Genomic DNA, 19,309 nt, shown 5'->3' with positions numbered 1-19,309 from the left:
GACGTAGTGGTGCGGTGGAGCGTGTGTGGCGTTACGGGTTACGCGGCTTCATGATCCCAGAGCTGGCCGGAGTAGGCACGCTGTTGGAGGGATTCGAAGAGTTCGTCCAGGGCCGCGAGGTGGGCACGATGAGCCCGCTTGACTGATTCCAGCGCCTTGACGGACTCGGCAAACTTCATCTGCAGATCGAGCGGCGGCATCGCAATTCGCATGGCTTGCACTTCTTTGGCGTTGATATTCGCCATCCCGACAATGCTTTTGCACTTCGCACGGAACCACGCCTTGGCATAGGCGCTATTCAAGTAAGCCGCCAAGTACTCTGGATTATTGCTCTCATCCACGCGCAGCCGCACCAAGTATCCCGCATACGCGACACTTTCATCACGCCTATAGATCGCGCTCTTCCCCACAAGCTCTGCGCTATTGGTCCTATTGAACAGCACATCGCCACGACGAACCATGTATTTCTCGGACGCCTGCTCTATCGTCAGATACTTCAGATTCGTCATGTCGATCTCGCCAGTCGACGTCACGTTACCCATACGAAGGACGGGAACATCTCCGCTAAGTGACGCTTTCTCAGAAGTACCATACGTAGCCGACTCCAAGATTTCCTTAACCGTTCCCAGCGGCCACCCCATAGAGTTAGTTGCAGGGTTCCCGAACATGTCGAGGAAGATGGATTGGGTGAGGTCGTCGAGGAGGGTGATGGCGTCGCGGCGTTTGGCGCGGAGGGTGTCTAGCTGGTCGAGGACTGCGGCGATGCGCTTCTGCTCTGCGAGCGGCGGGAAGGGAATCTTGAGAGCTCGCAGGTAGACCTCAGGAACACGACGCTGCCCACCGCTACCAGTCATACGCGACTCGCCTTCCCGGCGAATCCATTCCTGCCGAAGGAATCGGAGCACATACCGCCCGTCCACCCCGTCACGTGGGCGAACGACATGAAATTCCGTGGATCCCGCCCCAACGTCATGATTGATGCGAGCTTGCGCAATCTTCCCATTTTGGAAGCACGGGGTAATCTTCGCGACTAGGATATCTCCATTCCGGAACGGCGTGTACCCCTTACTCACGGCACTGTATTCTCGATCCTCACCGGATGCCGTGGTTCCACGTTCCGATACATCCGCCATGCCAAGGAATGAAACCACTTCAGGGCCAACGAAGTTCCGACCGGGTGTCGGGTTGAACTCCACCAACTCGCTGAGTGGCACCGAGTGAGTCGTCACGCCAGCATTCCCTTCAGCTCCTCTGTTTCCTTGGAGATCTCTGCGTCGAGGATTTCGAGGTCGGCCAGAATCTCCAGAGGGGAGCGCGTCACGATTTCTTCGTGGACGATTTCCTTGTAGCGGTTCAGGGAGAGGTCGTAGTCCTGGGCGGCGATGTCCGACTTCGGGACGCAGAAGCTTTGGGCGGTGCGGGGGCGGTCGCGTTCTGTGGTGTGGCGGTTGAACCAACGAGTAAGAACGTCAGGGAGGTTGTTCTTCTCGTGCTCTTCCTCGGTCAGGAGCTGGTCTGCCGGGAGGGGGCGGACGCCGAGGCGGTCCTCGGGGAGGAGTTCGTTGCGCTTGTCGTCCAGGGAGAGGCCGTCGGCCTTGACGTCGTAGAACCAGACGTCCTCCGTGCCGCCACTGTCCGTGCGGGTGAAGAAGAGGATGGCGGTGGAGACACCGGCGTACGGCTTGAAGACGCCGCTGGGGAGCTTGACCACGGCCTGGAGCTGCTGCTCCTCCACCAGCATCCGGCGGAGGTCCTTGTGGGCCTTGGAAGAGCCGAAGAGGACTCCGTCCGGGACGATGACCGCCGCGCGGCCACCGGGCTTGAGGAGGCGGAGGAACAGGGCGAGGAAGAGGAGCTCCGTCTTCTTCGTCTTGACGATCGACTGGAGGTCCTTCGCCGTCGACTCGTAGTCCAGGCTGCCCGCGAAGGGCGGGTTGGCGAGGATGAGGGAGAACTTCTCGGACTCGCCGGCCGCCGACTCCGCGAGGGAGTCGCGGTAGCGGATGTCCGGGTTCTCCACGCCGTGGAGCAGCATGTTCATCGAGCCGATGCGGAGCATCGTGGAGTCGAAGTCGAAGCCGTGGAACATCGACTCGTTGAAGTGCTTGCGCTGCTCCGCCCCGTACAGAGCTTCCTTGTGTGTGCGCTTGACGTACGAGGCCGTCTGGACCAGGAAGCCCGCCGTGCCGCAGGCCGGGTCGCAGACCTCGTCGCCGGGGCCAGGCTGGGTCATCTCGACCATCAGGTCGATGATGTGCCGGGGCGTGCGGAACTGCCCGTTCTGACCGGCGGAGGCGATCTTCGCGAGCAAGTACTCGTAGATGTCGCCCTTGGTGTCGCTGCTTCCCATGTCGATGTCGTCGAGGAGGTCGACGACCCTCGCAAGCAGGTTCGCACTCGGGATGGTGAAGCGGGCGTCCTTCATGTGGTGCGAGTACGTCGAGTCGTCACCGCCCATGCGGCGCAGGTACGGGAAGACGCCATCGGCAACGAGCCCGTACATGATCTCGGGGTCGCGGACCTTGAAGTTCTGCCAGCGCAGGTCCTGCTGTTCGATGTCGAAGAAAGGGTCCGGGTCAGGGACCTTCGTCGCGTTCGCCCTGCGGTCCTTCACGGTCTGGAGCTCGTCCAAGCGCTTGATGAAGAGCAGGTACGTGATCTGCTCCATCACCTCCAGCGGGTTGGAGATACCACCGGACCAGAACGCGTCCCAGACGCGTCCGACCTTGCTCTTCACTTCACCGGTAATCACGTTCGCGATCCTAACCGTAGCCACCGAAGCAGCCGTCCGTTCTTTCAAACCGGCTGCTCCACACCCACTGGCCGCCTCTACTGGCAACTGACTGACGCTCTGCGTCCGGGCCTTGGTCGGGGTGTAGGCGATCTCGGCGTTGCTGGCCTCTGCCCAGTCCGCCACCCGGCGGCGGCGCTCGGCTGCCAGGTGCGGGAAGTAGTTGTCACACCCAACCGCCAGGCGGACTGTAGGCGGGTAGAAGGTGCGCAGGTAGGTAGCTCACCGCCTGCGGCGTGGTTCACGGTCGGGCACTTTGTGCCTGCCGCCGCGTTCGGCCCACTGTCGGCCCGGGTGCGGTTACCGGCGCAGCGGGCCGGACTCGTCCAGGCAGAACACCGTCTCCGGCTCGCTGTCCACGTCGCCCGACCAACCGCGAGCATGCTGGCGGGCTCAGCCGCCGAGACATATGCCATCCGTGATCCTGAGGCACTACAGGGCGAACGTTGGCTGATACGGCACTAATCGTTAGTTCCTGGATCGGCTTTCTTGTCCAGCTCGCTGGCGAGGTCGTTCAGGATCGAGAGGACATCGGCCGGCAGGCCCTCTGCACTCATTCCGCGGGCCCGGACTCGGCCCACCTTGCCCTGCTTGACCGCCGACATAAGGCGGAGTCCTTCGTAGACCTGCCGGGCGACGGCGTCATTCGGCTCGAAGTACAGCTTGGAGACGTCGAAGAACCGGGCGAGACCTTCGAGGACCACGGGCACCGGTGCGTCGTCGTCACCCGTCCGCAGGGCCTCAATGTCCTCGGCTGAGGCGACATGGGAGCCCGCGTAGGCGTTTACGGAGTCCGCGATCTCCTGATCCCCCGGAGCGGTTCTGCTCGGATAGGAGCGCTCCAGCAGGAGAGCGATCTTCTCAGCCAGTGTCTCCGGCACCCTCTCGGCCTCGGCGGCGTCCTCGTCAGCCTCTCCGAAAGACCGGCCCTGGGCGCGCTTCAGCTCGTCCTCGGTCACCCCGTATGCAGCCGCCAGGAGAGGGAGGTACCGGTCCTTGAGTCGTCGGACGCCCTGCTCAGCTCCCGCCACCGGTCCATCACTCTTGGTCCCGATGACTGCCCGCGTCTCGTATCGGTACAGGCCGGCGTCGCATCGCAGGTCAATCAGGTCGGGCAAGCCGTCGCGCGGGAACAGGTCGTCCAGATCCCGGTTCAGCACCCTGGCCAGAGCAGGCAGCTTCTCTTGATCGGGCGTCGTCGCTCCCGACTCCCACCCCGCCACGGTCGAGTCCGCAGCACCGAGGGCGGACGCAACGTCGGCCTGCGAGACATCGGCGGCTCGACGTACCGCGCGCACACGTTCTCTGTCGAAACGGCGAGCTGGCATCGGACCTCGTTTTTTGGATGAACCGAGGAAACCTCGGACTGTTGACTTTTGATGCGAACCAAGATAGCTTCATCTTAGCGAAAAACGAGGAGGTTCGCACCCCTCTCGGCCTTCGCCCACCTGCGGTCCCCATCGTGGACCGATTCGGTGAAGAGGGGATTCCGCGCAGCACTCGGGCGCGGTCCCTCCCCTCAAAACGCCATCGGCGCCCGAGAGTTCGCACCTCTCGGACGCCAGACAGCTCGTGATCCGTGGCCCCCGACAAGGGCGCTGATCACTCGCACGGCCACTCCGTGTCCTTTCGCACGGCACGACGGAGCGGCGTACCACATAAAGGAGTGTCGCATGTCCCCCACAACGGACTGCAAACCGAAGGTGGAGATCCCTTCGGGCCCGGCCGAACGTCTGGCGGCGCAACTGTCGTCCATGCTGCCGGAAGTCGCCGTCGTACAGGTGCGCCTTCAGGGGCCTCGGACCCTGTGGCCCCACCTCGGGCTGACCGCCGTGAACGCCAGCGGACGGACCCTTCGTATCCCTCGGGCGAAGGCGGTCACCATCGCCCGGTGGATCATCCGCTCATTCCCCCAAGCCGGATGGGCGGCCTCCGGCGGGCACGCCTTCGACCTCCGGACCGCTGAACTGCGCGGGCTGGAAGCGTGATGGCGGCCGTGGCACCGGCGAACGCGGGCCCGGCCGTGGACTTGCAGGGACTCGCGGCCGTGGTCGGCCTCCTGGCTCAGGCCGGCGGCCTAGACGCCCTGTTGGGCAGCCAGGCTACTGACTCCCGCGATAAGCGTCTGCACATCGGGTACAGCGAAGCCGCTGAACGGCTGAACATTCCGGAAAAGTGGCTCCGCGAGCGTATATCCACGCTCCCTCACCGGAAGTTCGGCAAATTCGTGCAGTTCACGGAGGATGACCTCCACGCGATTTCCGATATGCACTTCGTCAGCCCTGGTGAAAAGACCCAGAGGGATGACGAGTCGGTACTGATGGCGCTTCAGCCTTCCAAGCGCTCTCGTAAGCGTTCCTGATCTCCTCTCGCGCCCGATTGCAATATTTCGCGGCGCTGCGAACATCGCGAGAAACAAATGAGCACTGACATATCCGGCCTCATCGAGGCTGCGCACCGGGGAAATTGGCTGCCCCTAATAGAAGAGTCGAAGAAGGCTCCGGGTAAGCACTGGGCCGAATACGCCCAATGCGCTAACCAGGACATCAATATCTTCGTCCCTCTCGCAGACGGCCCCAGGGAAGAACCCGACACCGTGAAAGCCAAGCTGGGAGTCTCCCTCAACCGTCCTCGCAATCTGTGCGCGTCATGCCCGTTGGCCGTCGCTGCCCGGTGCCTGGTGGAGTCCTTGAAGGATGACGACGAGTACGGAATCCGGGGCGGTCTTCTGGCTTCCGAGCGTGCAGAGCTGCGGCGTGCATGGCAAGACCGGGACATCGAGAAAGCAGTAGAAGGCGCACTTCGAGGTTGCACCGCAGTCTTGACCAAGCCCGCCCGGGACGCCGTGATTGCGCGCTTCGCGACTGATCCATCACTGGACGCTGCTGCCGTCGCCCGCGGGCTTGGCGTGACGCATGAGTATCTGCTGAAACTCGCCCGTCGCTACCGAAAGTCGCAGGCCGGGCAGGGCACGCCCTCGCTCCACGTCGTCGCCGCCTGACGCAGCCCCCGAGGAAACGATTCTTCCGCACGGCGGACCCTGCGTTCACTGGAGTTCCCCCCATGCTTCAGAACAACCCTTCCGGATTTCGGCGCAGGACTATCAGTGCCGAAATTCGAGAAATTGCACCTACGGCAGTGCTCGTGCGGGTCTATCCCGTGCGCCGGTCTGTTACCCACCTCTTCGAATCGGACTTTTACCGCATGCTTATCGACCGCAGGACCGAAGAGGAAGTTGCGCGCATGGTAAGGCGCGGTTTCGGAAGGGCTGCCGACTGGCGTCGCGCCCACCATTTCTATCTCCCCACCGAAACGCTCTATCTCACCCCGGAGCCATATCAGAACGGCTACGTCCCGGAGGACGACCAGTCTTTCGGTCTTTCCCTCAGCAGTCGCATAGCCGTAGACGACGGTGACCACTGATGAGCGCCATAGCGACCGAACTGGTCTGGTCACAGTCGAAGTCGTGCAGGGGCTCGCGCCTCGTCATGCTGGCGCTGGCCCGCGAGGCGGACGACGACGGCAAGGCGACGCTAACCCTTGATGAGATATCCGCTGTTACCCGCCTTACGCCTCGTTCGATAACGAAATGTCTCGGAGAGCTGGCGAAGCTCGGAGAACTGAGCCACGAACGCGGAGGGGGCGCCTCCAACCCGAATTCCTACTCCATATTGCTGTTTAGCGGGACCGCCGAGGAAACTACCAGCACGGTGAAGGAACTTCCTACTCCCCGCCCTGGCGGGCCAGAAGTGGGAGAGAAGGACCAGGAATTTCCTTCCCAGAACCTCACTGGCGAAATCGGAAGTGGGAAGTTTCGGCACGCAGATTCGGAAGTTTCTTCCTCGCGCGTACGTGGTGGTAATACTCCCTACGGGAGTATTACCACCACCAACGAGCAAGCTAGCTTGCCGAGGTCGCGCCGAGAGAACAACGCTGGCGAGCAAGGCTCGGTGACGGTTCCTGACGGAGCCAAAGACCTGGTAACAGCCATAACAGGCGCCGGAATGCTCGTTGGTTGGCGACTGACCGAAACGGAATGGGATCGGGTAACAGCTCTCGCAGCACGTTGGGGAAATGAACGGCTGGTCGAGATGGTGGCGCGGCGATGGAACGCCGACCGCCCGCCACAGTCCGCCCGCTATCTGCTGCGCATCTGGGCGGATCTGCCCTCGCACGCTCCCCCCGCAGCAGCCTCTCAGGGGAATGTCGTGCCGTTGCGTCGGCAGTCCGGAGGCTGGGTTCCCTTTCAGAACACCGCTGCTCCCAGCGCTTACCAGAACGGATTTTGATCATGGCTGAGCCGGAACGCGCGGGCAGCGCCAGGTCGATGCGCGCAATGGAACGAATACTCGCTGCGAAAGGACTTCAGGCCGTGCCGAACGTCAACCCCGCCGACGAGGTACCGGAAGAGAACCCGGGAGACCGCGAGTGGCACCGCCGGGCTCGGGCCGACTACGCCGTGAGCCGCTGGCAGCGGGCGACCCCTCCTCGCTTCCGTGATGCTGAGGCCACGCTGCTGGAGGTCATCGGCTGGGCCGACCGGGCACTCACGAACAACGCCGGGGCTGGCGCTCTGCTCCTCACCGGCCTCACGGGGACGGGCAAGACGCACCAGGCATACGGGGCCTTGCGGAGGATCGCGGCCGGCGGGCCGGACCGGTTCGAGCTGATCGCCGTGAACTCGGCGGACATGTACGGCAACCTGCGCCCTTCACAGGTCATGGGCGCCGCAGAACACGAGCTGCAACGGCTCAGCCGGGTTCAGTACCTGCTCCTCGATGATCTCGGTACGGCGAAGACCTCGGAATGGACCGAAGAGGTCACGTACCGACTGATCAACTACAGGTACAACCACTGCTTGCCGACGATCATCACGTCCAACCTGCCCGCCCGCGATGAGAACGGGCCGGACCTGACCGACTTCGTCGGGGCCCGCGTGGCGAGCCGTCTGGCCGAGATGGTCACGGCCCTTGTGCCGATGATCGGCGCTGACCGGCGCCGCGGCGGGAGGGCGGCGTGATGCCCGTCCGCCTTCGCGGAGCGTTCCGCGACGCCGCAACGCTTTCCACAACCTGTGCATACGTTGGACCGCGCAGCCGGTACGCGAACCCGTTCACAGCCGGGGCTCGGTCCCCGCTCGGTCCCCCGATGGACGCTGCGGAGTCGGTAGACCTCTTCACAGCCACGCTCCGGGGCCCGGTCGGACGCCACTACGCAGCTCGCTTCGCCCGAGCACTGCGCGGGCTCGACCTGATGTGCACATGTCCCCTTGACGCTCCGTGCCACGCGGACGTTCTCCTTCGCCTCGCCAATGAGCCCGGCGACGGCACCGCACCTCGCACCACCGATCTTCTGGAAGGCCCCCGATGAGTCACCCGATCATGTTCGCTGCGGCCAAACACCTCACGACCGCAGAGGACCGGCGCAAGACCGCTCGGGAGGCCGCGTTCCGCACCTGGGGCCCAAGGTCGATCACCGCAGCGTCCAAGTACGCACGCACCCTCCTGGGGGCCGCCGCAGTCACGCTCGACTGGGAGGTGCTGGGACTTCTCAGCTTCGAAGAACACCTGCAAGCTTTCGCGTCGCTCGACACGACCGGGGGCCAGCACCTGGAGCTGTACTACACCGACCAGGGCGGCACAGAACGAATCTCGCTGCGGGTGTCGTGCGTGAGCTGCCCAAGTCAGCACGTGCACGAGGTCACCTCGTTGGAACAGCTCGGACAGCTCCTCTCGCAGACCCCGGCCTGGCAGGACATCAGCCCGCGCGACGGGGGCAACCACTGATGTCACACACGCACATAGACATGGCGGCAGGAACCGAACGGCAGGAGAGCTACAGCCTTCGCGGAATGACGGCCTGGGACCGCAGTGCGATCATCCTGCTCGGCGCGGCCGGCTTCGCCTTCTCGTACGACGCACTGCGTCAGATCGCCCTCGCGATCCACGCCAGGGAGACCTTGTCCTACCTGTTCCCGGTGTTCATCGACGGGTTCATTGCCTACGGCGTGCGGGCGATCGTGCTTCTTAGGCACCAGCGGTTCGCCGCGCGGCTCTACGCCTGGTTCTTGTTCCTCGCGGCGACCGGGGCGAGCCTCGGCGCGAACGCTCTGCACGCCATCACGCTGAACGATTCTCCGCAGGCCGGACGGTCCGCGCTGCACCTCACGGACAGCGTCGTGGGTGTGCTGTCGATGCTCGCGCCCCTCGCGCTGGCGGGATCGGTCCACCTTTACATTTTGATGGCGCGGACGGCTGAGCGGGCGGTCCCGGACGGGGCTGACTCCGGTCCCGGACCGGTCCGCGAGACGTCTCCGACGCTCGAACGCGTCGCTGTCCAGCAGCGTCCTCGTCCGGTGGAAGCACCGGCGCCGATGCCTCCACTGCCGTTGACAAACGGTCCGTCCGCGCCGCAGGACGCCGCCGCAGCAACCGTTGACCTGCGGAAAGCCGAGCCCCCGCCCGCAGAAGAAGAACGTACGAAGGACACCGCAGCCCATCCGTCCGCCGAAGCGGACGAAGAAGAGGCGGAGGGCAAGAGCGCGGACGGACCGGACGGTGGACCTACGGACCACGCGCCGACCACAGCACTTCCGGAGGACACGGAACCCTCCGCGCCCACGGCGGTCCGCACCTCGGCGGACGGAGAGACGCCGTCCGTCCCGGACGACGCGGAATGCCCACAAGACCGGGAGGCGGATGACGACTGGTTGGCAGAGCTGCTGCCGATTGCGCGATCGGCTACCGAGCGAGCCGGACGGACCAGTCGCGAGGTTGTAGGGGACGCCGTCCGCAAGCATCAGGCGATCAGCAACGACCGGCTTGGTGTGCTGCTGGCCCGGCTGAAGGAAGAGGACGACGAGGGGGCAAGGACACCCGCCGCTGCCTCCAGCGCCCTCTGGTGATGTCATCTCATGACGGGCTCGGGGCCTGTGTGGCTCGCGCCGTACAGGCCCCGGCCGGTCAGCTTGATCAGGAAGGAACGACGATGTGGTCTCGCCGACGCGACCGGGCTGAGGACGCCGCCCGTGCCGATGCCGTACAGGCAGCGTCCGCCCTCGCGGTTCACCTCCAGGGCGGGGGCAGTCTTGTGCCGGTCCAGGCGGACGGTCTTGCCCTTGCGGTCGGTGAGGTCGCCTTCGCGGACGTGGCGTGCTCCGCCGCCCGCTTCTACGGGACAGGGGTCGACTACCCGACCGCTGCGAGTGGCTATTTCGAGGACCACCCGACCTTCGGCCGGCGGTGGGTGAGCAACGGTCGTCTCGACTCCCGTCGGCGGCAGGAAGCGGAGGACGCCGCCCGTCCGCAGTGGCGCGATCACACCGCTGCCCGAGTGGTGCTCACGTCGGCTGGCGTACGACTCCTCCCGGTGGGGGCTCGTGAGTGGATGCCGTTCGACCACGTCCTCCTGACCGGAGTCGCCAATGAACCGCCCGCCGTCGTGCTCTCGTACAGCACGTGCGCGCCCCTGCTCCTGAGCGGCCCAGCCGCCCCGTGGCTCGGCGTGGCGGTCGAGCACCTGCACCACAGCTCCGCATAGGACCGTAAGCCGCTCCGCCGAAAGCCGGAACTTAATTCCTGGAATTAAGTTCCGGCTTTTTTGTTGATTCGAGTTGTCCGCGAACCCCTGCAAGGATTCAGGCACGGCCAACGCCACAAGGCTTTCCGGCCTTAGAGATCCGTTTGGGATCTCCTTCGAATCACGCAGGGACTGATGGCCTTGATATGAGTTACGCACCCGGCAGCTCAACCGTCTCACAGACGCGAAACACGATCGAACTCTTCGACAGATGAGACAGGCAGATAGAGCTACACGCTCCGGCCTGCTTCTCAATTTCTCCGGCATTCGCCGGTAAAGCCCGCAGGAGGAATCCCGCCTCTTCCTGCGAAGGAGCGGCGCGGCTTCCAGCCCCCGCGGGGCCGCGCCGCTCGCACTTCCGAAATCTCCTGCACCAAGGTTGTGGTTCCCGCATGCCTCGATTCACCCGTTTCATACCTATATCAGCCGCAATAGGCGTAGCTGGTTCCCTGGTTCTCCTGTCGGCCGGCTGCTCCAGCTCGGACAGCGGCACGTCCGCCGCCTCGACCGCGTCCACGCAGCCGCACTCGGTCTCGGCGGGCATCCCCGATACCGCCCCGTCGCACAGCGGCAGCACCGCCTCCCCGGCAACAACCCGCCTCCCGAAAGACGTTGAGCGGGCGGCTCGGGCCTTCGCCACGGCCTACGCGGAACACGACGCCCGCGACGGCGCCGACCACTCGTACGCAGACGCCGGCGCTCGGGCCGCCCGGCTCGCCTCGGGCGAACTGGCGGGCGTCCTCGCCCAGAAGCGGCCGAGCCAGGACGCCGCATGGGCCGCCCTGCGGGCCGAGAAGGCACACCAGACGGCCAAGATCACGTCCACCGTCATCCCCGACGGTGCGCCTGCGGCAACGGCCTCCTCCGCCCTCGTCCGCGTGAGCTACACCCTCACGACCACCCCGAAGCCCGGCCACGCGCGCAGCAGTAACGAACAGCTCGCACTCCGCCTGGAGCACACCGCCGAGGGCTGGCGCGTCACCGCCTTGCCCTGGGCGTGACGGGGCCGCGATGAACAAGGGCACACAAGCTGGTCTGGGACTCGTCACGGCCGGGCTCGTCACCGGCGTCGCCATGCTGACCACGTTTGGAGGGGCCGACAGCGCCTCCGCGCAGGAAGCCGGACCTGGGGGCGGCATCACTACGGACGCGCCTGTACCGGGCTGGGTCCGTGAGCTGATCAACAAGCACGCGGGCGAGTGCCCGCAGGTCACAGCTTCCCTCCTGGCGGCTCAGCTGTACACGGAGAGCAACTTCAACTCCGGTGCGACGTCGCCCGTCGGCGCCCTCGGCATCGCTCAGTTCATGCCGGGGAGCTGGGCACAGCACGGCAAGGACGGCGACGGCGACGGGGTCAAGGACATCCGAAATCCTGCTGATGCCATCGCCGCGCAGGCCGCGCACGACTGCACCTTGGCCAAAGAAGTCAAGAAGGTGCCGGGCGACTCGACGGACAACATGTTGGCCGCGTACAACGCGGGTGGCGGCGCGGTGATCAAGTACGGCGGCATCCCGCCGTACCCCGAGACCCGCGAATACGTGCGCAAGATCCGCGCGCTGGCCTCGAAGTGGGCCGACGCCGTCAGCCCTGACGCCCCGGCCGGCAAGGGTGCCGCTCGCGCGATCTCGGCCGCGAAGACGGCCCTGGGCAGTTGGTACCGGTGGGGCGGCAGTTGTGTCATGCCGTACGAAGGCGTGGGCGGCTGCGACTGCTCTTCGCTCACCAAGATGGCCTGGTCAGCGGCGGGGGTGAACCTGCCGCGAACCACTTACGACCAGGTCCACGCAGGGACCGCCGTCAAGGCCGTCTCCCAACTCGTCCCGGGCGACCTGCTGTTCAGCGTCCCTGGCGGCGCCGGGCCTGAGCACGTCGGCATGTACATCGGCGACGGCCAGGTCATCGACGCCCCGCACACCGGAGCTCAGGTGCGGATCAAACCGCTCAGCTACTGGAAACCGCAGATCATCGCGATGCGGCACGTCGGCTAATCACCTCAAACCATCCCAAACTATCCCTCACAGCACCAAGGGGCTGAACCATGCACAACCTTCTTTCTGCCGCTGCCGATCCCTCCCTGCACACGACCCTCGCCGCCGGAGCCGATGTCGTGTCCGGTGTGAAGCCGGACTGGGGCCCCTTCGGGAAGCTCGGCGGCACGGCGAAGGTCATCCTGGGCGTCATCGCCGCCGTCGTCCTCGTCGTCGGCGCCGGCGCCTTCCTCGCCGGTGTCGGCAAGTCGAAGGGGTGGTTCGGCGAGGGCCACTCCACGATGGACAGCTCGCGCGGCAAGGGCATGATGGTCGGCGGCCTGACCTGCGTCTTCCTCGTGGCCAGCTTCGGCACCATCTTCGCCATCACGTACGGCATGGGTGTGTGACCCATGGCTTCACGATCCCGGAGGAACGTTTCCTCCTCAAAGGCCAGCGGGGCGCGCCGCTCGTCGGCCAAGCTCTGGGGCATCGCGGCCGGTGGTGCGGCAGTGGTCACCGCGGCCGGGGTGGTCGTCAGCATGTCGACGGGCACCCCTCCCGCCACGGCTCCCTCCGCGTCAGCACCGGCCCACTCGGCTCCGCAGGCGAACGGCTCAGGCGTGCGCGAGCTGCACGGCGTACCCGTCGGCTACCCGCACTCTCGCACCGGCGCCAAAGCAGCGGCGGCCAACTACACCACGGTCAGCGGGAGTTCTCGGTTCCTCACAGACAAGGACGCGCGGCACCGCGCCGTGGCCGTGATGGCGGCTAAGGACACGGCCGGAACGGTGGTGAAGAAGGCCGACCACGCGGCCGAGGACGCGATTGGCTCCCTACGGGGCGACACCTCCAAGATCTCCGCCAAAAAAACCATCGCCCGCACTGGTGTCCTCTCGGCTCATGTCCTGGGCTTCGATGCTCACGGGGCGATGGTGCGGCTCTGGACGACGACGGTTCGCGGCAGCGCGGCCGAACACACGACGCCGAAGACGGATTTCCAGTCGGTGACGGTCACACTCACGTGGGAGTCCAACGATTGGAAGCTGAAGGACAGCTCGACCTCAAAGGGGCTGGTCGCACCGATCGACGTGCGGCAGGCGTCCAACGTGCCGGGCGACTTCGCCGACTACGCTCCGGCCGCTGCAGAAGACCCCGTTCTGAGCGGTGCCAACGGCCCGAGCGGTTTCCCGGCCCCGTACGGACACGACGAGCGCGGCGCGCGTGCCGCCGCCGTCAGCGCCACCATGCTCTACGGCGACCCCCGGTTCTTCACCCATGAGGACTGGCGGCACCGGATGCTGGCGGCTACCGCCGCGTCGAGCGTGCTGCGCTCGGTCACCGAGGAGACCGACTCGACAGCTCGCCTGGTCATGGAGAACCGCGGGGTCGGCGCGGACGGGACGACCGGCGACGGCAGCGAACTGATCACGCGGACCGCGGCGCTCGCCACCCGCTCGATCTCCTACTCCGACCAGGCCGCGAGCATCGAGCTGTGGACGGCGTCCGTGGGCGGCGTCGCCGGGAAGGACGAGACGCAGCGCCCGCAGGTCGCGTTCCTGCGAATGACCGTGGACCTCGTCTGGGAGGACGGCACCTGGAAGACGACGGCCGTTACGCCGTCCGAACCGCTCGTTCCGTCGCCGCCGGCCATGCAGGAAGCCGACCCGGCCGACAGCTTCGCGGACGTGGGAGGTGCCAGCAATGCGCCTGCGACTGCGTGATGACGCCCCCGGCCTGCTGACCATCGAGCGGGGAACCCCAGGCCGCTGGCGCCGCCGTCTCCAGGCGGTGGCCATGATCAACGTGGTCATCGGGTTCGTTTTCGTGCCCTCGGCGGTGGCCAACCCCTTTTGCTACATCCCGATGGTCTGCGAGGCGAAGGCGGCCATCGACTTCGTCAAGGACCCGTTGGGATTCCTGCTCCAGAAGCTGACCGAGGCCAACATCTGGTTCTTGCGCAAGATGCTGGAGCTGATCCAGAACACCACGAAGATCGACCTGACGAGCACCGGCTTCCTGAAGCAGTACGCGATCATCTTCGCGGCCTCCAGCCTGCTCACCGTGGCTCTCTGGTTGATCGCCGTGGCCAAACGGGCGGTCCGCGGAGTCGCCCTGACCACCGCCGTGTCCGAGGCGATCGGCTTCCTTCTCCTCCAGTTCGTGGTCAACGCCATGACGCCGGGCGCAATCGCACTGCTGATGAAGGCCATTGACGAAGTCACGGCCATCTTCGAGCCGTACGCGACATCGAATTTCAAGCCCTTCCTGGAGAACATCCTCAAGGTCATGGCAGCCAACCCCACCGAGGGCGTGGGACAGCTGCTGGTCGTCAACCTCATCATGATGTGCGGCGCCCTGCTGATGTGGATCGAGCTCCTGATCCGCAGCGCGGCCATCTACGTGGCCGTCGCGCTCGGGCCGATCGTCAACGCCGGGCTGGTCGACCGCGACCTGTGGGGCAAGTCGAAGAAGTGGTTCGGGGCCATCTTCGCCATCGGCCTGAGTAAGCCGATCTTGTTCGCTCTGCTGGGCCTCGGCGGCGCGATCCTCAGCGACACCTCGGGGAGCATGTCCGACTCGGTCTCCAAGACCCTGGTCGGCGCGTTGATCCTCCTGCTTGCCGTCTTCGCGTCCGCCACGCTCTACAAGTGGGTGCCCGCCTTCGGCGACGAGATGGCCAGTCTCCACCACGCCCGGAAGAGTGCACAGTCCTCCGGCCCGGCCGCCGCGGTCGACGGCCCCGCCCAGCACGCCAACAGGGCGATGGGCGCTCGTGTCCAGGACTCCTTGGTCGGCGGCTCCAAGTCCGCTGGCGCCAAGACCGCTGGCGCGAAGATGGGCGGCGGAACTGCTGTGGCCGGACCGGTCGCGGTCGGTGCCGCCATTGCCAAGGCCGGCGTCGACGTGGCGAAGAACAAGGCCACCACTTCCCCAGGCGCGCAGGGCACCGACGCCGCAGGCGGCGGCAAGGCCGAACAGCCCGAGAGCCAGCAGGGCGGCGAGGACACCGCCGGTACGTCCGGTGCACCGGACGCCGCTAGTCCCCAGGGAGCGACCTCCGACCCGGTCGTCGGCTCTTCTCCGGACTGGTCCTCGGCCGGTGGGCACGCCTCGGCGGGCCGCCCACCGGGAGCCAATGGGGCGCCGAGCACAGCACAGCCGCCCTCCCCGCCGTCAACCGGCACGGGAACCTCGGGCCCGACACCGCCCGCCTCCCCCTCCTCCGCATCAGGAACCACCTCGGGCTCCGGGCCCTCCGTCACGCCCCCGCCGCCGTCGCGGCCCTCGGGCGGCCAGGCACCCGGACGACCGAACCCCAGCAAGGATCAGTGACCCTTCATGTCGACTCGTACGTATCAGTTCGGAAAGCACCGCCCCACAGGGCTGGTCGGCCGCCGAGACCTCGGCGAACAGGTCGTCCTCGGCGGCGGTGCCGTCACCGGCATCCTCTTCGGCTACCTCTTCAACGGCGTGACGGCCATCGCCGCAACGTGCCTGGTCCTGCCGATCCTGCTCGCCCTGGTCATCGTGTACGCCCCGTACCGGCCCAAGGGCACGTCCCAGCGGCGCACCCTCTACCGCTGGTGGCGGATCAACCGCTACCACCGCAAGGCGCTTCGCCGTACCGGCGGCGTATGGGTGTCCCCGGCCGTCGAGGCCGGCGTGCGCCGCACCGGCACACCGCCGGACGCCGCTCTTGTGGAGCCGGAAGGCGTCACGGGCATGACGTGGGTGCCGGTCACGGTCCGCGGTCAGCAGGCCGTCGTGGTCCTCCAGCCGGAGGCCGGGTGCGTCACAGCCACCCTGGAGATCGCTTCGCCCGGCCTCGGCGGCAAGGAAGTCGGTGAGCAGATCGTCGCTCTGGAGCGTTGGGGCGAACTCCTCGACGCCTTCGGGAACGTCGAAGAACACCCAGTGAAGCGCATCCAGGTCCTGGCCCGGCAGATGAAGTCGGACCCCTACGCCCACCAGCGTTACATCGCGCAGCGCGACGAGTCGGCCGCGACGACGGACGCCCCGCAGTGGCTGAAGGACTCGTACGACGTACTGGCCAACGCCGTGTCGACTTCTGCTGAGGAGCACCGCTACTACATCACCATCCACGCCCGGTTCACCCGTGACCTGGCGGCCGAGGGTGCCGCCCGCGGTACCGGTGACGAAGGAGTCGCCGCCGCCATGGCCGCGTACCTGGATGAGCTGTGGTCCCGCGCGGAGGACGCCGACCTCTCTGTGATCGCGCCCCTGGACGAAGGGCGGATGACCGCGTTCATCCGCAACTCGTACGACCCGGATCACGCCATCTGGGACACCGATCTCCGACAGGCGCACGCCTTCCCCCGCAACGTCGACGTCCGCGACGGCGCCCACGTCGCCACTCGCGCGGCAGGTTCCACGGACAGCTGGTACCACGCCACGGCCGCCGTCGTCGGATGGCCCACGACCCCTGTCGGCCCCGACTTCCTCTCGCCGCTGCTGATCGGGATGCCCGACGTCATCCGCACCATCTCGATCACGCAGCAGCTCGAACCCAACGACAAGGCCGTGGAGCGAATGCTCGCGGAGGACACGAACAACCAGGCCGAGATCGACCGCGACCGTAAGCGCGGCAAGAACATCGACCCGCGCGACCAGATCGCCGCCAGCGCTACCGGATCGCGCGGCATGACCCTGGCCTCCTCCGGCGCGGCCGGCTCCGCCGTCGTCGGCTACATCACCATCTCCTCGCGCAGCGCCGAAGAGCTGGAGCGCACCAAGCGCACCACCGCCTCCCGTGCCCGCAACGCGCACCTGCGGATCGAATGGCTCGACCTCGAACACGCCCGCGCCTTCGCCACGACCCTGCCCCTCGCCGGAGGCATCAAGTGACAGACCTGCTCGACCTCGCCCCGCTGTCGCCGATGCACGAGACGGTGCGCCGTCCCCTCTACACCGAGACGACCACCAGCCAAGCCCTGTACCTGCCCATCGCACCGCCGACCCTCGGCACGGCAGGCGCGATCATCGGCCGAGAGCTGTACTCGGGCAAGGCGTTCATCTACTGCCCGTTCTCGGCGTTCGGTGACGGCCTGCCCGGCGGCAACATGATCGTCATGGGGGACACGGGCCGGGGAAAGTCGGCCCTGACCAAGACGTACGCGGCCCGGCAGATCCGCCTCGGGCGTCAGGTCGTCGTCCTCGACACCAAGGAGCAGAAGGAGCGCGAAGAAGGCGAGTGGGCCGCGCTCGGCCGCTCGCTGACCGGCAAGGCCCCGGTGAAGTTCGCCCCCGGCGGTGGCCGTACGGCGTCGTGCATCAACCCGATGGACCCCGCCATCGCGGGCAAGCGGCAAGTCGAGCTGGTGCGCACGATCGTTGAACTCGGTCTCGGTAAGGCCCTGGACGAGTTCGCCGGCTCTGCCCTGCGGATCGCGATCCGCAGGGCCCACCAGCGGGCGGGTGAACTCGGCCGCACCTCGGTCCTGGCCGACGTCGCCGCGGCGCTGCGGTCACCGGAGGAGTCCGACGCGGCGGCCAAGAAGCGTACGCGGGACGAACTTCTCGGTGACGGCCTGGAGGCGTCCTACGTCCTGGATCGGCTCTGCGGCAGCGAGCAGGACGCCACCGGCGACCTGACGGGCATGCTCGACGGCCCGACCAGCCTGGGCGTGGACCTCGACGCAGACATGATCGTTTTCGACCTGACCAAGGTCCCGTCCGGTGGCGTCGCCATGACCATCCTCGTCGCCGTGATCTCGGTCTTCCTCGAAGAGGTGTGGCTGCGTCCGCTGTGCGAATGCGGGTCGGAGCCGGGGCAACACGACCGAGTCGTGGTCGACGCGAACTCCGGAGCCTGGGAGCTGGGGCCGAACCCCGGCTCCGGCTGCCGCCGCTACACGCAGCGCAAGCGCATCCTCGTCTGTGAGGAAGCGTGGCACATCCTCGGGACGCCCCAACTCGCCTCGCTACTGGAGAAGTTCCTCAAGTTCGCGCGTGGGTACGGCCTGTCCTGCATCTTTATCGTTCATCACTTGTCTGACATCGACGACAGCTCGGAGACCCAAGCGGCGCTGAAGATGGCCGACACCATCGTGATCTACAGCCAGAAGAAGGCGGAGGCGGAAGCGACGGTGGCCCGGCTGGGTCTGCCGTCCTGGACGGCCGAGCACATCATGCGTCTGCGCCGCGGGATCGCCCTGTGGAAGGTCGGCGAGGTGATCTACCCGGGCGTCCAGCATTTGTTGGTGGAGGCCGAGCAGCACTTGTGCTTCTCCTCCGGCTCGATGACCGACCTGACCAGCACCTCCCCGGACACCGAATGAGCGGATACCACCACCTCTCCGCCGCCGACCCCGTCCACGCAGATTCGGAACGAGCCCTCGCCATGACCGTCACCACCGACCACACCACGCCTCCCGCTGACGAACGCGCGGTGCGACTGGACATCGACCAGCTGCACGCCGAAGCACTTGACCTCGCCCGGCGCATGAAAGAACTGGCCCTCGTGCTGGACCACGGCGACTACTCCGCCGCCGGGGGCCGCGTACGTACGGCCGTCGCCCACATCTGGCGAGCTGCCGAGGACCTGCACAGCGCTTTCCACACCGCGCCCCCGCGCTGTGCCGGGCCCGACGCGTCGATGTCGCGGCTGTGCGGCCGGCGGATGCGCTACCTGGCGGCCCGCGTCGCCCGGAGGGCCGAGTAGTGGACATCCTGCCCGGCGGAATCGCCCTGGCCCTGTACGCCGTGACGGCCGTGTGCGCGGTGGCCGTGGTGACGCTCTGGTTCCTGCTGAACCGCGGACGGCGCAACGCCGGATTCGCGAGCAAGGGACAGCTCAAGCGCCAGATGTCGGCCAAAGCAGTCTTGAAGGCCACCGAGATCCGGCCCTCCCTCACCAGCGACGACAGCCACCCCCGCCGCGCAGCTGGGGTGAGCTTCGCGAAGGACCGCGCCGCCGCTCGCTGACCCTCCCTCCTTGTCGCCCACCTC

At 66.5% G+C, this 19,309-nt stretch carries 22 protein-coding genes and 1 pseudogene; 19 read left to right on the top strand and 4 right to left on the bottom strand.

The window, feature by feature from the left end; translation table 11 throughout:
* Positions 1 to 38: 38 nt before the first annotated feature.
* The 4 genes and pseudogenes from ABZ441_RS12200 to ABZ441_RS12185 all read right to left on the bottom strand — a co-directional run bounded on the left by ABZ441_RS12200 (position 39) and on the right by ABZ441_RS12185 (position 4,089).
* Positions 39 to 1,229 (bottom strand): restriction endonuclease subunit S, encoded by a 1,191-nt coding sequence (locus ABZ441_RS12200; protein ID WP_358971506.1) that lies wholly within the window; start codon positions 1,227 to 1,229, stop codon positions 39 to 41.
* Positions 1,226 to 2,752: a class I SAM-dependent DNA methyltransferase gene (locus ABZ441_RS12195; RefSeq protein WP_358971613.1), complete on the bottom strand. Its 1,527-nt coding sequence runs from the start codon at positions 2,750 to 2,752 to the stop codon at positions 1,226 to 1,228. Before ABZ441_RS12195 ends, ABZ441_RS12200 begins: the two co-directional genes overlap by 4 nt.
* 108 nt (positions 2,753 to 2,860) lie before the next feature.
* Positions 2,861 to 3,148: pseudogene (locus tag ABZ441_RS12190) on the bottom strand (IS630 family transposase); the annotation flags it as partial.
* Between the two features lie 104 nt (positions 3,149 to 3,252).
* The gene (locus ABZ441_RS12185) at positions 3,253 to 4,089 is read right to left on the bottom strand and encodes a helix-turn-helix transcriptional regulator (RefSeq protein ID WP_358971503.1); all 837 of its coding nucleotides are present in this window, start codon (positions 4,087 to 4,089) and stop codon (positions 3,253 to 3,255) included.
* A 375-nt stretch (positions 4,090 to 4,464) separates the two neighbouring features.
* Here ABZ441_RS12185 and ABZ441_RS12180 point away from each other — a divergent pair, with 375 nt between their 5' ends.
* The 19 genes from ABZ441_RS12180 (at position 4,465) to ABZ441_RS12090 (ending at position 19,285) form a co-directional block, all read left to right on the top strand.
* Positions 4,465 to 4,779: a transcriptional regulator gene (locus ABZ441_RS12180; protein WP_358971500.1), complete on the top strand. Its 315-nt coding sequence runs from the start codon at positions 4,465 to 4,467 to the stop codon at positions 4,777 to 4,779.
* Entirely contained in the window at positions 4,779 to 5,153 is a 375-nt protein-coding gene (locus tag ABZ441_RS12175; RefSeq protein WP_358971497.1) for a hypothetical protein, read from the top strand. Before ABZ441_RS12180 ends, ABZ441_RS12175 begins: the two co-directional genes overlap by 1 nt.
* Positions 5,154 to 5,210: 57 nt before the next feature.
* Positions 5,211 to 5,792 (top strand): WhiB family transcriptional regulator, encoded by a 582-nt coding sequence (locus tag ABZ441_RS12170; protein WP_358971493.1) that lies wholly within the window; start codon positions 5,211 to 5,213, stop codon positions 5,790 to 5,792.
* 62 nt (positions 5,793 to 5,854) lie between these two features.
* Positions 5,855 to 6,214 (top strand): hypothetical protein, encoded by a 360-nt coding sequence (locus ABZ441_RS12165; RefSeq protein ID WP_358971490.1) that lies wholly within the window; start codon positions 5,855 to 5,857, stop codon positions 6,212 to 6,214.
* On the top strand, positions 6,214 to 7,080 hold the full coding sequence (locus ABZ441_RS12160) for a hypothetical protein (RefSeq protein WP_358971487.1): 867 nt from the start codon (positions 6,214 to 6,216) through the stop codon (positions 7,078 to 7,080). The genes ABZ441_RS12165 and ABZ441_RS12160 overlap by 1 nt, the downstream gene beginning before the upstream one ends.
* 83 nt (positions 7,081 to 7,163) lie before the next feature.
* Positions 7,164 to 7,811, top strand: a complete 648-nt coding sequence (locus ABZ441_RS12155) for an ATP-binding protein (RefSeq protein WP_358971484.1) — start codon at positions 7,164 to 7,166, stop codon at positions 7,809 to 7,811.
* On the top strand, positions 7,811 to 8,161 hold the full coding sequence (locus ABZ441_RS12150; protein ID WP_358971481.1) for a DUF4326 domain-containing protein: 351 nt from the start codon (positions 7,811 to 7,813) through the stop codon (positions 8,159 to 8,161). The genes ABZ441_RS12155 and ABZ441_RS12150 overlap by 1 nt, the downstream gene beginning before the upstream one ends.
* Entirely contained in the window at positions 8,158 to 8,577 is a 420-nt protein-coding gene (locus ABZ441_RS12145; RefSeq protein WP_358971478.1) for a DUF6195 family protein, read from the top strand. The genes ABZ441_RS12150 and ABZ441_RS12145 overlap by 4 nt, the downstream gene beginning before the upstream one ends.
* Before the next feature lie 20 nt (positions 8,578 to 8,597).
* Positions 8,598 to 9,695 (top strand): DUF2637 domain-containing protein, encoded by a 1,098-nt coding sequence (locus tag ABZ441_RS12140; RefSeq protein ID WP_358971475.1) that lies wholly within the window; start codon positions 8,598 to 8,600, stop codon positions 9,693 to 9,695.
* A gap of 83 nt (positions 9,696 to 9,778) precedes the next feature.
* Positions 9,779 to 10,330 (top strand): hypothetical protein, encoded by a 552-nt coding sequence (locus ABZ441_RS12135; RefSeq protein WP_358971467.1) that lies wholly within the window; start codon positions 9,779 to 9,781, stop codon positions 10,328 to 10,330.
* A gap of 431 nt (positions 10,331 to 10,761) precedes the next feature.
* Positions 10,762 to 11,370 carry a hypothetical protein gene (locus tag ABZ441_RS12130; protein ID WP_358971465.1) on the top strand — a complete coding sequence of 203 codons (609 nt, stop codon included), beginning with the start codon at positions 10,762 to 10,764 and terminating at the stop codon, positions 11,368 to 11,370.
* 10 nt (positions 11,371 to 11,380) lie between these two features.
* The gene (locus ABZ441_RS12125) at positions 11,381 to 12,358 is read left to right on the top strand and encodes a bifunctional lytic transglycosylase/C40 family peptidase (RefSeq protein ID WP_358971463.1); all 978 of its coding nucleotides are present in this window, start codon (positions 11,381 to 11,383) and stop codon (positions 12,356 to 12,358) included.
* Between the two features lie 50 nt (positions 12,359 to 12,408).
* On the top strand, positions 12,409 to 12,747 hold the full coding sequence (locus ABZ441_RS12120; protein WP_007447287.1) for a hypothetical protein: 339 nt from the start codon (positions 12,409 to 12,411) through the stop codon (positions 12,745 to 12,747).
* Between the two features lie 3 nt (positions 12,748 to 12,750).
* Positions 12,751 to 14,061 carry a hypothetical protein gene (locus ABZ441_RS12115; protein WP_358971460.1) on the top strand — a complete coding sequence of 437 codons (1,311 nt, stop codon included), beginning with the start codon at positions 12,751 to 12,753 and terminating at the stop codon, positions 14,059 to 14,061.
* Entirely contained in the window at positions 14,042 to 15,673 is a 1,632-nt protein-coding gene (locus ABZ441_RS12110) for a hypothetical protein (protein ID WP_358971457.1), read from the top strand. Before ABZ441_RS12115 ends, ABZ441_RS12110 begins: the two co-directional genes overlap by 20 nt.
* Before the next feature lie 6 nt (positions 15,674 to 15,679).
* A complete protein-coding gene (locus tag ABZ441_RS12105; protein WP_358971454.1) occupies positions 15,680 to 17,206 on the top strand; it encodes an SCO6880 family protein in 1,527 nt (508 codons plus the stop codon).
* On the top strand, positions 17,203 to 18,639 hold the full coding sequence (locus tag ABZ441_RS12100) for an ATP/GTP-binding protein (RefSeq protein WP_358971451.1): 1,437 nt from the start codon (positions 17,203 to 17,205) through the stop codon (positions 18,637 to 18,639). Before ABZ441_RS12105 ends, ABZ441_RS12100 begins: the two co-directional genes overlap by 4 nt.
* Complete coding sequence (locus ABZ441_RS12095; RefSeq protein ID WP_358971448.1) at positions 18,636 to 19,022, top strand: DUF6238 family protein; 387 nt, start codon at positions 18,636 to 18,638, stop codon at positions 19,020 to 19,022. The genes ABZ441_RS12100 and ABZ441_RS12095 overlap by 4 nt, the downstream gene beginning before the upstream one ends.
* Complete coding sequence (locus ABZ441_RS12090) at positions 19,022 to 19,285, top strand: hypothetical protein (RefSeq protein WP_358971445.1); 264 nt, start codon at positions 19,022 to 19,024, stop codon at positions 19,283 to 19,285. The genes ABZ441_RS12095 and ABZ441_RS12090 overlap by 1 nt, the downstream gene beginning before the upstream one ends.
* Positions 19,286 to 19,309: the final 24 nt, after the last annotated feature.

The sequence above is a fragment of the Streptomyces sp. NPDC005752 genome (assembly GCF_040630715.1).
In the GTDB taxonomy this organism is placed as follows: Bacteria; Actinomycetota; Actinomycetes; order Streptomycetales; family Streptomycetaceae; genus Streptomyces.
Note: the sequence above shows the minus strand (reverse complement) of the source record. Positions and strands in the feature narration are given on the sequence as shown.

Coding starts and splice junctions, on each gene's coding strand:
- ABZ441_RS12180 (WP_358971500.1), top strand. CDS start 4,465: ATGTCCCCCACAACGGACTGCAAACCGAAGGTGGAGATCCCTTCGGGC.
- ABZ441_RS12175 (WP_358971497.1), top strand. CDS start 4,779: ATGGCGGCCGTGGCACCGGCGAACGCGGGCCCGGCCGTGGACTTGCAG.
- ABZ441_RS12170 (WP_358971493.1), top strand. CDS start 5,211: ATGAGCACTGACATATCCGGCCTCATCGAGGCTGCGCACCGGGGAAAT.
- ABZ441_RS12165 (WP_358971490.1), top strand. CDS start 5,855: ATGCTTCAGAACAACCCTTCCGGATTTCGGCGCAGGACTATCAGTGCC.
- ABZ441_RS12160 (WP_358971487.1), top strand. CDS start 6,214: ATGAGCGCCATAGCGACCGAACTGGTCTGGTCACAGTCGAAGTCGTGC.
- ABZ441_RS12150 (WP_358971481.1), top strand. CDS start 7,811: ATGCCCGTCCGCCTTCGCGGAGCGTTCCGCGACGCCGCAACGCTTTCC.
- ABZ441_RS12145 (WP_358971478.1), top strand. CDS start 8,158: ATGAGTCACCCGATCATGTTCGCTGCGGCCAAACACCTCACGACCGCA.
- ABZ441_RS12140 (WP_358971475.1), top strand. CDS start 8,598: ATGGCGGCAGGAACCGAACGGCAGGAGAGCTACAGCCTTCGCGGAATG.
- ABZ441_RS12135 (WP_358971467.1), top strand. CDS start 9,779: ATGTGGTCTCGCCGACGCGACCGGGCTGAGGACGCCGCCCGTGCCGAT.
- ABZ441_RS12130 (WP_358971465.1), top strand. CDS start 10,762: ATGCCTCGATTCACCCGTTTCATACCTATATCAGCCGCAATAGGCGTA.
- ABZ441_RS12125 (WP_358971463.1), top strand. CDS start 11,381: ATGAACAAGGGCACACAAGCTGGTCTGGGACTCGTCACGGCCGGGCTC.
- ABZ441_RS12120 (WP_007447287.1), top strand. CDS start 12,409: ATGCACAACCTTCTTTCTGCCGCTGCCGATCCCTCCCTGCACACGACC.
- ABZ441_RS12115 (WP_358971460.1), top strand. CDS start 12,751: ATGGCTTCACGATCCCGGAGGAACGTTTCCTCCTCAAAGGCCAGCGGG.
- ABZ441_RS12110 (WP_358971457.1), top strand. CDS start 14,042: ATGCGCCTGCGACTGCGTGATGACGCCCCCGGCCTGCTGACCATCGAG.
- ABZ441_RS12105 (WP_358971454.1), top strand. CDS start 15,680: ATGTCGACTCGTACGTATCAGTTCGGAAAGCACCGCCCCACAGGGCTG.
- ABZ441_RS12095 (WP_358971448.1), top strand. CDS start 18,636: ATGAGCGGATACCACCACCTCTCCGCCGCCGACCCCGTCCACGCAGAT.